General features: G+C 52.8%; 15 protein-coding genes. 2 read left to right on the top strand and 13 right to left on the bottom strand.

Translation table 11 applies throughout. The features are described from left to right. Positions 1–26 precede the first annotated feature (26 nt). From uvrB to Q4E40_RS04365, 13 genes are all read right to left on the bottom strand, one after another. On the bottom strand, positions 27–2054 hold the full coding sequence (gene uvrB, locus Q4E40_RS04425) for an excinuclease ABC subunit UvrB (protein WP_303410307.1): 2028 nt from the start codon (positions 2052–2054) through the stop codon (positions 27–29). 191 nt (positions 2055–2245) lie between these two features. Beyond that, entirely contained in the window at positions 2246–2614 is a 369-nt protein-coding gene (locus tag Q4E40_RS04420) for a hypothetical protein (RefSeq protein WP_303410306.1), read from the bottom strand. Positions 2615–2737: 123 nt separating this feature from the next. Then, the gene (locus Q4E40_RS04415) at positions 2738–3196 is read right to left on the bottom strand and encodes a hypothetical protein (protein WP_303410305.1); all 459 of its coding nucleotides are present in this window, start codon (positions 3194–3196) and stop codon (positions 2738–2740) included. 17 nt (positions 3197–3213) lie between these two features. Beyond that, complete coding sequence (locus tag Q4E40_RS04410; protein ID WP_303410304.1) at positions 3214–3381, bottom strand: hypothetical protein; 168 nt, start codon at positions 3379–3381, stop codon at positions 3214–3216. A 96-nt stretch (positions 3382–3477) separates the two neighbouring features. Next, complete coding sequence (locus Q4E40_RS04405) at positions 3478–5181, bottom strand: outer membrane beta-barrel protein (protein ID WP_303410303.1); 1704 nt, start codon at positions 5179–5181, stop codon at positions 3478–3480. Continuing rightward, positions 5165–5743 (bottom strand): RNA polymerase sigma factor, encoded by a 579-nt coding sequence (locus tag Q4E40_RS04400; protein ID WP_303410302.1) that lies wholly within the window; start codon positions 5741–5743, stop codon positions 5165–5167. Before Q4E40_RS04400 ends, Q4E40_RS04405 begins: the two co-directional genes overlap by 17 nt. A gap of 228 nt (positions 5744–5971) precedes the next feature. Next, positions 5972–6373 carry a YkvA family protein gene (locus Q4E40_RS04395; RefSeq protein ID WP_303410301.1) on the bottom strand — a complete coding sequence of 134 codons (402 nt, stop codon included), beginning with the start codon at positions 6371–6373 and terminating at the stop codon, positions 5972–5974. Between the two features lie 97 nt (positions 6374–6470). Beyond that, the gene (locus Q4E40_RS04390) at positions 6471–7208 is read right to left on the bottom strand and encodes a shikimate dehydrogenase family protein (protein ID WP_303410300.1); all 738 of its coding nucleotides are present in this window, start codon (positions 7206–7208) and stop codon (positions 6471–6473) included. A 22-nt stretch (positions 7209–7230) separates the two neighbouring features. After that, positions 7231–8175, bottom strand: a complete 945-nt coding sequence (locus Q4E40_RS04385) for a polyprenyl-phosphate transporter (RefSeq protein WP_303410299.1) — start codon at positions 8173–8175, stop codon at positions 7231–7233. An 88-nt stretch (positions 8176–8263) separates the two neighbouring features. Beyond that, positions 8264–9052 carry a phosphosulfolactate synthase gene (locus Q4E40_RS04380; protein ID WP_303410298.1) on the bottom strand — a complete coding sequence of 263 codons (789 nt, stop codon included), beginning with the start codon at positions 9050–9052 and terminating at the stop codon, positions 8264–8266. Then, the gene (locus tag Q4E40_RS04375) at positions 9052–10449 is read right to left on the bottom strand and encodes a tetratricopeptide repeat protein (protein WP_303410297.1); all 1398 of its coding nucleotides are present in this window, start codon (positions 10447–10449) and stop codon (positions 9052–9054) included. The genes Q4E40_RS04380 and Q4E40_RS04375 overlap by 1 nt, the downstream gene beginning before the upstream one ends. Before the next feature lie 68 nt (positions 10450–10517). Next, on the bottom strand, positions 10518–11528 hold the full coding sequence (locus tag Q4E40_RS04370; RefSeq protein ID WP_303410296.1) for an NAD-dependent epimerase/dehydratase family protein: 1011 nt from the start codon (positions 11526–11528) through the stop codon (positions 10518–10520). Between the two features lie 22 nt (positions 11529–11550). Continuing rightward, positions 11551–12297: a tyrosine-protein phosphatase gene (locus Q4E40_RS04365; protein WP_303410294.1), complete on the bottom strand. Its 747-nt coding sequence runs from the start codon at positions 12295–12297 to the stop codon at positions 11551–11553. Between the two features lie 326 nt (positions 12298–12623). Here Q4E40_RS04365 and Q4E40_RS04360 point away from each other — a divergent pair, with 326 nt between their 5' ends. Further along, positions 12624–13763: an acyl-CoA dehydrogenase gene (locus Q4E40_RS04360; RefSeq protein ID WP_303410293.1), complete on the top strand. Its 1140-nt coding sequence runs from the start codon at positions 12624–12626 to the stop codon at positions 13761–13763. A gap of 161 nt (positions 13764–13924) precedes the next feature. Further along, positions 13925–14119, top strand: a complete 195-nt coding sequence (gene rpsU, locus Q4E40_RS04355; protein WP_007653500.1) for a 30S ribosomal protein S21 — start codon at positions 13925–13927, stop codon at positions 14117–14119. Positions 14120–14155 lie beyond the last annotated feature (36 nt).

The following is a 14155-nucleotide window of genomic DNA, read 5'->3' as shown; positions in this document are numbered from 1 at the left end:
TTCTAAATCTCTAACTTTCTAACTTATCAGTCTCGCTTCGTCTTAAGCAACTGCCGCAGTTCAGTTAGTTCGTCGCGGTACTTGGCGGCTTGCAGGAAGTCGAGGTCTTTGGCAGCGGCTTCCATCTGCTTCTCGGTTTTCTTGATCAGCTTCTCGAGCTCGTCGCGCTTCATCATTTGGATCACCGGTTCTGCCGCAAGCGATACTTCCTCCGGACCAGCGTACATCTTCACTTCTTTTTTCTTTGAATCAGCTACGGATGTCTGCTCAAAGATCTCATCCTTCGTTTTGAGAATCGTGCGCGGTGTGATGCCATGCTCTTCGTTATACGCCATCTGCGTCGCACGGCGACGAGTGGTTTCGTCGATGGCCCGCTGCATGGATCCGGTTATCCGGTCGGCATACATGATCACACGGCCGCGCTCGTTACGAGCGGCACGGCCCATCGTCTGGATCAGGGAGCGCTGGTCGCGCAGGAAGCCTTCCTTGTCAGCGTCTAGGATGGCCACCAGGCTTACTTCCGGCAAGTCAAGGCCCTCGCGCAGGAGGTTTACACCCACCAGCACGTCGATCTCACCCAGACGAAGCTCGCGCAGGATTTCCACGCGGTCCAGCGTCTTCACTTCGGAGTGCAGGTATTTTACTTTGATATTGAGGCGGTCCATGTACTTGGTCAGCTCCTCGGACATTCGCTTGGTCAGGGTTGTTACCAGCACGCGCTCATTACGTTTGATGCGCTCATCCACCTCATCCAGCAAGTCATCGACCTGGTTGGCGCTCGGCCTGATTTCGATCTCCGGATCCAGCAGACCGGTCGGACGGATGATCTGCTCGACGATCACGCCTTCGGATTTCTGAATCTCGTAATCGCCTGGCGTGGCGCTTACAAACACCACCTGGTGCATCATGCTCTCAAACTCATTGAAAGTAAGCGGGCGGTTGTCCATGGCGGCCGGCAAACGGAAGCCATACTCCACGAGCGCCACCTTGCGGGAACGGTCACCACCCCACATGGCGCGCACCTGCGGCACGGTCACGTGGCTCTCGTCGATTACCATCAGGAAATCATCCGGGAAGTAATCAAGCAGACAGAAGGGACGGGCACCCGGGGCACGTCGGTCGAAGTAGCGGGAGTAGTTTTCTATACCGGAGCAGTAGCCCAGTTCCCGAATCATCTCCAGGTCAAACTCGGTCCGCTCCTTGATGCGCTTGGCCTCCACCGGTCTATCCTCTTTCAGGAAGTAGTCGTGCTGCGCCACCATGTCGTACTGTATCTCGTGGATGGCCTGTTGCAGCGTGTCCTTGCCCGTCACGAAGAGGTTGGCCGGGTATAGCGTCACCGCTTTTTCGTCGGCTATCTTCTTGCCCGACACCGGGTCGATGCGGTGGATCTGCTCCAACTCGTCGCCAAAGAAGTAGAGTCGGTAAGCAAAGTCAGCATAAGCCGGGAAGATGTCCACGGTATCACCCTTCACGCGGAATGTTCCACGTGTGAACTCGGCCTCGGTACGGCTGTAGAGGATCTGCACAAAGGTATAGAGCAGGTTGTTGCGGCTATATTTCTGGCCTGGCGCCAGGTAGATTACATTCTTGCCGAACTCCTCCGGGTTACCGATACCGTAAATACACGACACCGACGCCACCACGATCACATCGCGGCGCCCCGAAAGCAAAGCCGAAGTAGTGTGCAAACGAAGCTTCTCAATCTCCTCATTGATTTGCAGGTCCTTCTCGATGAACACATCCGAAGAGGCGATATAGGCTTCCGGCTGGTAGTAGTCGTAGTACGAAATGAAGTACTCGACCGCATTGTCAGGGAAAAACTGTTTGAACTCACCGTACAGCTGCGCGGCCAGGGTCTTGTTGTGACAGAGCACCAGCGTGGGTTTGCCAGTGTTCTTGATCACATTGGCCATTGTAAAGGTCTTACCCGTACCTGTGGCACCCAGCAACACCTGTACAGGCTCGCCTTTGTTCACGCCATCGGTCAGTTGGGCTATTGCTTTTGGCTGGTCGCCGGTTGGTTGAAATTCTGATGTTAGCTTAAAATCCATTCGTTGGTTTTACAACTTGTAAAGATATACTATAACATGAAAAAGGGGCTGTTAGTTTAGCTTTTGTCAACATAATAGTAGTCATGACATGAATTCCCCCGGAAACAAAAAACCTGCTCTAATGAGCAGGCTTTTGCATGTTTAACTATTCCTAACAATTAAAATAAATTAGGCACTCTGTAAAAACTGTTCTATTCATCTGAGCAAACCTGCTTTACCCGCACCGGCGGAAATTTCATGTAGATGGCGGTACAAAGTGGCCCGTACTCGGAGTTGCGCTCCAGCGACAGGGAAGCTATCGTACCGGAGTGCCTTAGGTCCTCAGGTAGGTTGTCGGTGGTAACAAATCCGCTATGCAATTGCCCGATGTACTGATTGCTGCGCTGCTCGCCTGTGCCATCGGCATCCATGATCTGAAGCACGTACCAGCCGGCTGCGCAATCAGGCCCCACCACCTCTACCTGCAGACAGGCCGGAACCGCCTCTTCCTGTTCAGCGCAACTCACGAGCAGCAGCGCCAGCAGCAGGTATAGCACAACAAGGGACAGGACACTTTTCATAGTTTTATGTTGTACTAATGGCTCTGGTGAGGAGGGCTACCCAACACGGGCATTGGTGGCCAGGCTGTTTGAGGTGTAGTCTTCTTCATCCGCCGGCACCTTTGCGTTGCGTCAGGAGCCCTTTTATCTGTATAAATAATAAGTATCTGTAAAGATGGCGCTTGGGTCAGATCCGTAATAGGTTCCCTCCAGCACCAGCATGCGTTGGTCGTGGTGCAGGACATGGAACCGAGCTGACCATCCGAAATTGCTCAGCACAAACGCGTTTGGCTGCGAGTAGTCGGCTTTAAAACTGTCGCGGTACACACTCTTGGCGTTCTGCTGGCTTGCACGTTGCAGGAAGGCGCTGTCTGCCTTAAACTCGAAGTAGTCGCTTGCAGTGCCGGTGTACATCACCGAGGTGCAGTTGCCACTGCGGCACAGTTTGTTGTTCACGCGCTCGATGCGCCACTTGCCCTGAACGGACTCGCGCAGCCCTTTCTCATTTACTACCGGTTGCATGTCTTCATCTGATTTTGCGCAGCCTGTCGCCATACCCGACAGCACAATAGCCATAGCCGCACACCACAACATCTTTTTCATAGTACAGAAGGCGACGTTTAGAAAGCGCCTAAAAGGGAATTGTCTTGTACCGCGCAGCCCGAGAGCAGCACAGAGAAGAGTAAAAGCGCCAGCAATACATACCACCCTGATATATTTTCACGGCCGGCAGCCACCAGGGCAACCAGGGTCTGCAGAACGGATCTCATGAACAGCATCATTTGCATAGCGCTTTTATCTAAAATCAACCAATCACTCACTCTATACTCTTATGATTCCAATTGGCGCAGAAGGGTTGCAAGGCCTTTAAAAAAATCGCAAAATTATTTTCGGGAGTTGCCCAGCTGGTAGTTCAGGCTCATGTTCATGCCGATGGCGTAGGGTTTTCCCTGTGGTGCGGCGGCTTTGTCGGGGTCTGCCACCAGGGTATTGAAGTAATGGCGCACCTCCGGGCCAAGTGCCAGGGTCAGGTTAGGCGAAATGCGTTTGCCAACGCCCACAGAGCCATTGCCGGAGAACTGCACGTTGCGGAAAGGCGAGTCGTAGTCATCGGCGGTGTAATTTACTGACTGCACCTCCTGGTTAGACGCCGAAACGCTGGATTCCAGCAGGAAGTTGGCAGCCACACCCGCGGCGGCATACACAAACCAGTCTTTGTTGATGTCGTGCTCGTACTGCAAGCCTACGGGCATGGTCAGGTGGCGGTACTTGTATTCGGTATCAAACGAGTCGCCCGTGCGGGCCACACTCACCGAGTCAGACGAGAAGCCATCATTTAGTGCCGACGTGAAGTAGGTGGTCGGGCTGAGTTCGTAGCGCTCGTTGGAGCGCGGTTTCGTCCAGAACTGGCGCACGATAAAGTTAGACCTGGAGCGTGACTTGCTCTCGCTGTAGCCTATACCTGTCAGCAGCTTCAACTTCTTCTTTAATTTAAACCCGGCTTTCGCCTCTACTGCATAGGAGTAGGCCGGCTGTGTGCTTTCTTTATACTCATCACGGGCGGCCGATATATTCTGGAAAGACTCTTTCGAGGCATTGACGCTTGGCCCTGCCGCCGCCAGGCTGAACCTATCTGCACTGTTCTGTGGTGGCATGGAAAGTGGGTCTGGCAAACCGATGTTCTGCTCGAACACAGATGGCACGTATGCCAGATTCAGGCTCCAGCGGCTGTTTGCACTGGTTGCCGCTTCCACGCTTTTCGGTTGTTGGGCAGCAAGTTTACTCTGCGCTACTTCCGCTGCCTGCTGGCTGCTAGCCTGGTGTGCCTCATTCATCTCAACAAACGACTTAGGCCTGGCTGCCAGCGACTGGCCTTCTAATGGGATTTGCTGTCCTGTAGCTGGCGCGTTGTTGCCGAAAGTGATGGTTATGCTCTCCCAGGTGATGATCTGGGTATAGCGATTGCCGGGAGCAAAAAGATTGCCTTGCGTAGCGCCAGCAGCATTGCCCGGGAAGCCGCCCGACACATAGCCTCTGCTACGGCCCGGCATTGGCGTGTAGCCCAGGTATGGACTGTAGCCCGGCGCCACGTTGAAGTAATCGCCTGCCTGTGGGCCGTCGTTAGGTATGGTCACTTCAGCAGGTACAGGCTGCTCGCCTTGATGTATACCTACAGCTTTTGCCGCTTGCTTGGTAGTGGCTGTTTGTTCAGTATAGGTATAGGCCTTGGCTGCAGCTTCCTCTTGCTGGGTGGCGTAGACTTGCATGGCCTCCTCCACGGTAGTCGGAGTAGTAGCGGGTTTGGTTGCCGGCACGGCGGCTATACCTGGCTGAGTTCCGGGCTGGTTCAGGCTGCCGCTGTAGTAGTAGGCCAGCAGGGCGCCGGTTACGGCAAACAGCACAAAGCAGGCGGCGGCAAGTTGCCGGTAAAACACTGCCCGCTTCTTGTAATCCTTGTTTTCCTGTACGGTCAGGTCGTGGTCGATGCGGGCCCATAGGTCCGGGGCAGGCCTGGCCTCAGCATCGAACAGGCGGCGCTGGAATTCGTCTTCCAGTGAGTTTCGCTTATGGTTATTGGCTGATGACATGCTCTTGATATATTTTCTCCTGGCGCTCGAGCATACCTTGCAGGATGGCCCGGGCGCGTGAATACTGTGACTTTGATGTACCTTCGGAAATGCCGAGCATCTCCCCTATCTCTTTGTGATTGTAACCCTCGATGGCGTACAGGTTGAACACCATGCGGTAGCGTGGGGCCAGGCTTTGGATCATGCCGAGCAGCTCATCCATGGAGTAGCCCGTCAGGTTGACGCCCTCCGACGCGATGTTGCCCACTTCCTCCGTTTCATGTGAAACGGTCATGAGCGACTTCTGCCGCAGCTGCTTCAGGGCTGTGTTGATCATGATGCGGCGCACCCAAAACTCGAGCGGACAATCCCGCTTGAATTTCTGAATGTTGGCAAACACTTTCACAAACCCTTCCTGCATCATATCCTCTGCCTCGAAGCTGGTGGGGGCGTAGCGCATACAAACCGCCATCATCTTGCGCGAATAAAGGTCATAGAGCAGTCGCTGCATGTCCCGCTTGCCGGCAATGCACCCCTCTATGAGTTTCTCCTCGTCTGACTTAGGTTTTGTAAAAAGCTTCAAACGCCTTTCCTTTTAGCTCCACTCCTATGATTCCCATAGCGAGGCAATGGTTGCAAGCACAAAAAAATATTTCTTCACCTCTGGTGGATGGCATAAAAGCGCACCAAGAACAATTGCACAGTAAATATATTAATATTAAATATTCCCACAAGATAAAGTTGTGCATAAACAGCAAAGGCCTCTCCAAAATGGAAAGGCCTTCGCCGGGTTTATTTAAGGTGAGAGGTTCTAGAGGACTGTTAGGAACAAAAGTTTGTAGAACATGATCGAGAAAAGGGCAGCGATCAAAATCCAGGTATAGCCGATGATCTGGTAAGCGCCGGAGGCCCCCTCGCCATCATGGCTCAGCACCTCGTAGGCGTGCAGCCGGGCTTGCCCCAAAATATTTTTAGATACCAGTTGATAAGCAGTATGTATTCCCAGTACCACCAATACCACATCATCTAGGAAACCGAAGACCGGCACCAGGTCAGGAATCAGATCGATGGGGGAAATAGCGTAACCGATGACCACAGCCAGCAGAAGCGGCACATACCATCTTACCTCCGGGTGACGGGCAGACAGGTATAGGGCGTAAATCTCCGCATTCATCTCATGGGCTTTTTGGCGAAGGTGGGTCAGCTGCATCATGGGTGTAAGGGTAAGAGGGTGGTTTATTTCTCCTTACGCAGCAGCACTACCAGAAAGTTTCATGATAACATAAAATATACGCAATATTTTATTCAGGCTATTCGTTTGTCCAGATTTTCCAGGCAGCTTCGGCCTGTCCATGGAGCATCGGCAGGCCGTTGAGGGTATGTGCCCCGGCCAGGCGGCCTTTTTGCAGGAACAGGGTTTCCTCGGGGTTGTAGACTAAGTCGTAGAGATAATGTCCCGGTGTGAGGGCATCGTAAGGTATAGCCGGAGCACTTCCTGTGTCAGGAGCCATCCCTAGCGGTGTCGTATTGATAATCAGGGTATAAGCCTGCAGTACTTCCGGTGTTACGGCCTCGTAATGCAGCTGATTTTGAGCGGGGTTTCGGGAGATGGAGGTATAAGGTATAGCCAGTTCGTCGAGGGCGGCCCAGACGGCTTTGGCCGCGCCGCCCGTTCCGAGCACAAGCGCTTTGGCATCCTCACCCGCCGGATAAAACTGCTGCAGCGTATCCCTGAAACCAATATAGTCGGTGTTGTAGCCTTTAGTTCTGCCATCCGCTATTCTAACGGTATTCACAGCGCCTATACGGGCGGCACTTACGTCTAACTCGTGCAGGTATGGGATCACGGCTTCTTTGTAAGGCACCGTCACGTTCAGCCCCACCAACTCAGGCTCGTGCGCCAGCAGGTCAGGGAATCCGGTAATTTCGGGCAGTTCGTAAAGCTCGTAAACAGCATCGGCTATACCTTCGCGGGCAAACTTCTCTGAGAAGTAGCGCTTCGAGAAGGAGTGCCCGAGTTTTTTGCCGATAAGTCCGAATTTGCGCATGTCTTTTTCGATTCAGGGATGGCTATACCTTGCCGGCAGGGCGCTCGGCGATGCGGTCGAGCAGGTACACCACCAAAAAACCGAAAATGGCCAGCAGCACCGTGTAAAGCAAAAATGAGCTCTCGCCTGTCAGTTGGGTATAATGGCCCGGCAGTATGTTTTCCTGAAGGAGCGGCTTCACTTCGCCATGACGGTCGGTGTATGTTTCAAGCGTTTTTTTCCAGGGCCATACCTTGTTCAGCGAACCCAGCATAAAGCCTGTCAGGAGCGCCACGGTTACATTGTGGTATTTCTTCAGCATCCAGTTCAGCACATGCGAGAAAGCCAGCAGGCCGGTCACGCAGCCCACACCGAACACCAAAATGATGTCAAACTTGAGCTCTTTGAGCGCATTCATGATGAACTCATACTTAGCCATCAGCAGCAGAAGGAAACTTCCAGAAATACCCGGCAGGATCATGGCGCAGATGGCGATGGCACCTGCCACGAAAATAAACCAAAGGGCCTCGGGCGTCTGCATTGGCACGGCCACGGTAATATAATAGGCTGTAAATACACCGATAAGTCCGAACAGGACCGTAGCGGGTCGCCAGTGGGTTATCTTTTTAGCCACCACCACAACCGAGGCCACTATCAAACCAAAGAAAAAGCCCCATACCATGATGGGGTAATTGGCCAGCAGGTATAGCACCAGGTTGGAGAGCGACAGGATGGAGGTGAAAATACCGGCCAGCAGCACAACCAGGAAATTCCCGTTGATGTGCTTCCAGAAGCCTTTGATATCGAACTTTGCGAGCATCCGCAAAGCCTCGCCGTTAACGGAACGGATGGCGTCCAGCAGCTCTTCGTAAATACCTGATATAAAGGCGATGGTCCCGCCTGACACGCCAGGCACTACGTCTGCAGCTCCCATACTCATACCTTTGAAATAGAGGAGCAAGTGTTCTTTTAATGAGCGTCGTTTCATGCTTGTTTAACCGATAATGATGACTGCTGTACATAAAAAAATTGCCCGTCGGATACCCGATGGGCAATTTTCATTATTTGTTTTTCAATTAAGCGTCTATGATAGGCTGCCCGTTGTTGATGAAGTGCGTGAACGTGTCGCCACGCAAGCCCAGCCGGATCGTCTCGAGCGGAATCACCTCACTTGGCGCGATGTTACCCAAATTCACATTGGCACCCAGCAGTTTGATAAACCATACCTGCTGCGCTTTCTGAGGGGCTTCCCACAGGATCTTCTCAAACGGAATTTTGGTCAGGATCTCTTCTACCAGACCGCTACGCACCTCACCGGTAGAGCGGAACAAACCTACGTTACCTCCCTCACGGGCTTCCCCGATCACTTTCCAGGCACCTGCGTCCAGCTCCGCCTGCATCAGCCTGATCCACATGTAGGGCGGGATGATCTTCTCAGCGTCTTTTGAGCCAACTTCGGACAGTACCGTCACCTGCTCAGCCAGCGTCTGGATGTAACCGCACTTTTTCTCGTGATTCATTTCGATAGAGCCGTCCGATACTTCTGCGAACGTCATATTATACTTGTCGAGCACACGGCGGTAGTCTTCGAACTGGTTGCGGGCGATAAAGGCCTCAAACAAAGTGCCTCCGAAATAGACAGGTATACCGGCTGCGCGGTAGGCATCCAGCTTGCGCTGCAGGTTTGGCACCACATACGAGGTACCCCAACCCAGTTTCACGATGTCTACGTACTCACCGGCCACGTCCAGAAAGTCTTCTACTTCACGGATGCTCAGGCCTTTGTCCATGGCCATGGTAAAACCACGCTCACGCGGCTTTGCCTCGCGCTCTGGCAGGCCATTTAGAATATAATTACTGTTCATTATTTGCGATATTGGTCAATTAATCGGGATAATGCGCGCTGAGACTCAAGCTCAGGGAAGAACTCGAACAACAGCTTATGTTTTTCGAAGTCCAAAATTAACGCATTTTCCAGATAATTGTATGCTTCGCGGTATTTTCCTGCCGAAAGCATATAGGCGCACGCCCTGTAATACAGCTCTGCCTCGTCAGGCTGCAGTTCTATCGCATTCAGAATTATTTCAGTCGCTTCCTCAAAATTGCCCTGCTCGTAGAGGATGATCGACCAGTTGAGGTAGATGTCTTTGTCTTCCGGTTGTATCTCAGCGGCCCGCGCGTAGCTCTCCAGCGCCGACACCACATGGCCCACGTGGTACTCGGCCGAAGCCAGCGCCACCCAGTAATCCACGCTGTCGTCGTAGAGCGTGACGGCCTTTTTAAAGAAGTGTACCGACTCATACCACTTGCCCTGCGCATCCAGCACCACGCCGATGCCAAACCAGGCCTCGTCCATCTCCGGGTCCAGGTCAATGGCCTTTTGGTAATAGCGGCGTGACAGGTCCCACTGCTGCATCTTTTCGTAGCACTCGCCTATGTTGCAGAACACTTCTGCCGAAGGCGAGCCGTGCTCCAGCATGCCGTTAAAGGCTTCGATGGCTTTGGTATACTCCCCGATAAACACATAGGCGTTGGCCATGTTGTTGTAGGCCGTGATAAAATCAGGCTTGATGATGGTGGAGTAGTCGTAAGCGGCAATGGCCTTGTCGTAGGAGCCCAGCTTGTTGTACACGTTGCCCAGGTTAAACCAGGCCACATACGAGTAAGGATCCTTGTCGATGAAGGCCTGAAAGAAAGGCAATTCCTCGCGCATAGAGCCCGTGATCTCCATACAGTAGATGATCTCCTGCATGGCTGCCTCGTTTTCCACATTCAGTTCGATGCACTTTTTGTAGTACTTGATAGCGGAGCTGAACTTGCCCCAACTCTGATAGGTCAGGCCAATGTTGAAATAGATATCGTCGCGGTCCTCGGCAAAGGCCAGCGCTTTCTTGAAGTGGTCTACGGCATTGCGGTACTCGCCGCGCTGCGTGAAGATGATGCCCCGGGTCAGGAGCACATCCGGGTTCTGCGGCTCCACCTCGGCTACTTGGTCGATGAGCACCATGGCGTCTTCAAAGTTGCCGGACATGGCCAGCAGCTGCGCCTTGTCTATCTGGAGCCCTGTCGAGAAAGGATACTGTGCTATAGCGGACTCACAGGCCAGCAGCGCCTTCTTATAATCAAAGCTGGCGGTATAGTGGTCTATAATATATTCAAAATCAGTCAGGTCAAAAAAAACGGTCTCGTTTGTCCCCAGCATCTGTTCGAACCGGATGATCAGTTCAGAATCCTCGCTGTGCTCGTCAAAATTCTCTTTCATCTCCTATATCCCACAAACTGCAAAAGGCAGTTCTTGTCTTTTAACTACATTTATAAACTGCAAATAGTTTAGTTTGCGCGGGTCAGTTCCGGACCTCTCTGATTCTGTGCTATTTGCAGCAAACCCCGGCACGTCCAGGCAATGGATTCGCTCAGCGGCCGGAACTCCATACCTGTTGTTTTACGAACTTTCTGATTGTCAAACACATGACTTTTGGCGGTCACGCGGGCGGTGTCTTTTGTGATGAGCGGGCGCCCTCCCGTGAGCCAGGCGCGGGCATGCTCCAGTCGCCACACCACCTCGGCCAGCGCCGGAGAAACTCTGAAAGAAGGTGCCTTTTTGCCGAAGCCCTGGGCAATTTCCGCAAAGAACTTCTTATAGGTAAGCTGCCCGGCATTCAGAATAAACCTTTCGCCGGAAACATCCGAGAACGTCAGACGCAACATGGCCTCCACCACATCGCGCACATCCACAAAATTGGCGCTGCCCGGTGTGTAAAAAGGGCGTTGCTGGTACACATACTTGAACAGGCGGGTGCTGCTGCGGTTCCAGTCGGCGGGCCCGAGCACCACAGAAGGATTCACGATCACGGCCTGCAGCCCTTCGGCTATACCGCGCCATACCTCCAGCTCACCGTAGTGCTTCGACTCGGCGTAGACTGACTGCTTATCGCCGGCGTCCCACTTGCTGGTTTCATTCAGCAGCGTCGCTTCCTTGTTGCGGCCAATGGCGGCAATCGAGCTGACGTGGCACAGCTTAACCTCCTCCTCCGCATCCAGGCAGGCATCCACAATATTGGCGGTGCCATCCACATTCACCTGTTGCAGCAGCTCGGCATCCTGCGGCGCATAGGACACCAGACCGGCACTATGAAATACGTACTCCACGCCCTGCAGCGCTTTTCGCAGCAAGGCAACATCCAGTATATCGCCCTCCACCCAGTCTACCTGGTCAGCCTGCGCGACCGCTGGCACCTGCTCACGGTATAGCGCACGCACCCGGTGACCCTGCGCGACGAGTGCCGGTATAAGATAGCTGCCAATCAGGCCGCTGCCGCCTGTCACGAAAACCATCGACATGGGTATAGGATGAGTTAAGGGATTATAGTTTACTGTTGAGTAGCGGAAGTTGTAGGGCCTTTACCAGATACTTCGAGCAAAGCACTTTCTGCAGGTTGGCAATGTGCTTCAGGCTGTGTGTATCGGAGCCCAGAAAATCAACCAGGCCGGCGTCAATAAGTTTCTCGATAATCATTTTGGCACCCGGCGAGTAATAGCCCGTAAGCGAGTTCAGGTTCGGCTGCAGCAGCACGCCCTGTTCGCGCAGCTTTACCAGGTCGTCGAACTTGCCATAGAAATAGGTATAGCGCTCGGGGTGCGCCAGCACCGGCTTGTAGCCCAGCGACTGCATCCGGAAAATGGCTTCGCGCAGGTTGAGCGGCTCGTTCAGGAAAGAAGTCTCGAACAGCAGGTAGTTGTCGCCAAAGGTGAGCAGTTCCTCGTTGTCCTCCAGCTTCTGCAGCAGCGCCTCGTCCAGGTAGTGCTCAGCGGCGCAAGCCAGCTCCATTTCTATACCTTCTGCCGTCACGGCATCCTGCAGCACTTTCAACTGCATGCGAATGATCTCGGGCGTGTTGCGGTAGAAATCGCTCATGATGTGCGGCGTCATGATCAGCTTGCGATAACCCATCTCCTTCATGCCGCGCACGAGTTCCAGCGACTGCTCCAGGGTGGCGGCGCCGTCGTCTATACCTGGCAGTATGTGCGAGTGCATGTCCACGCCGAGCACACCCAGCGTCTCCACCTGCACCTCCTCCTTGCCAAACAGATTCTGGAAAAACTTTATCATTTGCTCTATTCAACCGTATGTACACGGCACAAAACACAAACGTTGCCAAACAAGGCAACGCAACATCAAAATAACGCAAATATTATACGCTATCAAAATAAACGCAGCCCGTTTGGATTTAATATAAGACCCGGGAGCGAAACCATCAATTTACTGAATTTATACGATACTCCATTAGGCGAAAGGAAAATCATGGCCGGCGTTAAAACATCAACTAAATGAAACTAAAACTCCGAATTTGGCAATCAGGCTAATTTAGTTAGCTTTGTAAACCCTTTATTCGTTTATCAGTTTAATACACGCGACTTTATAACATCTAAACTTAAATGGAATTTAACTACACAGAAAACCAGCGCATGATTGCCGATATGATCCGTGACTTCGGAGTCAAACACATCAAACCGAAAATGATGGAGTGGGACGAGAGTCAGGAGTTTCCGGTGGAAGTGTTCAAGAAGCTGGGCGAACTGGGCCTGATGGGCGTGCTGGTACCGACTGAGTACGGCGGCTCTGGCTTCGGCTACCTGGAATACGTAACGGCTATCGCCGAACTCTCCAAAATCGACGGCTCTATCGGCCTTTCCATGGCGGCGCACAACTCCCTTTGCACCGGCCATATCCTGCAATTCGGCAACGAGGCGCAGAAAAAACAATACCTGCCTAAACTGGCCACGGCCGAGTGGATCGGTGCCTGGGGCCTGACAGAGCCTAACACGGGTTCTGACGCGGGCAACATGCGCACTGTGGCCGTGCAGGACGGCGACTACTGGGTGATCAACGGCGCCAAGAACTTCATCACGCACGGCAAGAGCGGCAATGTGGCCGTGGTCATCGTGCGTACCGGCGACGTGGGTGACTCCCATGGCATGACCGCTTTCATCATCGAAAAAGGCACACCGGGCTTCAGCGCGGGCCGCAAGGAAGACAAACTGGGCATGCGTGCCTCTGAGACGACGGAATTGATCTTCGAAGACTGCCGTGTGCACAAGGACCAGATGCTCGGCAAGGTAGGCGAGGGCTTTATTCAGGCCATGAAAGTACTGGACGGCGGACGTATCTCCATCGCGGCGCTTTCGCTAGGAATAGCACAGGGCGCTTTCGAGGCGGCACTGGCTTACTCGCAGGAGCGCAGCCAGTTCAACAAGCCGATCTCCAGCTTCCAGGGCATTTCCTTCAAACTGGCCGATATGGCAACTGAGATCGAAGCAGCTTCTCTCCTCACCTACCAGGCAGCCGACATGAAGAACCGCGGCCTGAACGTGAACAAGGAATCGGCCATGGCGAAACTGTATGCCTCCGAGGTATCAGTAAGAGTGGCGAACGAGGGTGTGCAGATTTTCGGCGGCTACGGCTTCACGAAAGACTACCCGGCCGAGAAGTATTACCGCGATGCCAAGCTGTGCACTATCGGCGAGGGGACAAGCGAGATCCAGAAACTGGTTATCTCCAGAGCCATCCTGAAATAGGTTGTCAATCAAAAGTGTTTTAACTTGCACGCAAGCCGGTTTTGGCTGTGCCTGCAGCACTTTTGCATGGTCCGCGGAATTATTTTCGCCAAACTATTGATTTTTAAGTAAAACATTAATTAAATTTGCATCCCTAAATATCAGAAGAAGCGAGGAAAAACATGATTATTGTAAACGTAAAAGATAACGAGTCTGTAGACCGTGCCCTGAAGAGATTCAAGAAGAAATTTGAGAGAACTGGTGTTCTGAAAGAGCTGAGAGCGAGAACGTTCTTCGAGAAACCATCTGTTTCTAAGAGAAAGCAAAAAGAAAGAGCGAAGTACAAGCAGCAGCTTTTCGCGAACGAAAACTACTAGTCTTTCTTTAAAGATATTTTATTTTTCCATATCTTG

The sequence above is a fragment of the Pontibacter coccineus genome (genome assembly GCF_030546575.1).
GTDB classification, from domain to species: Bacteria; Bacteroidota; Bacteroidia; order Cytophagales; family Hymenobacteraceae; genus Pontibacter; species Pontibacter coccineus.
The sequence above is the reverse complement of the archived record's forward strand: the minus strand, read 5'-3'. Positions and strand labels throughout refer to the sequence as shown.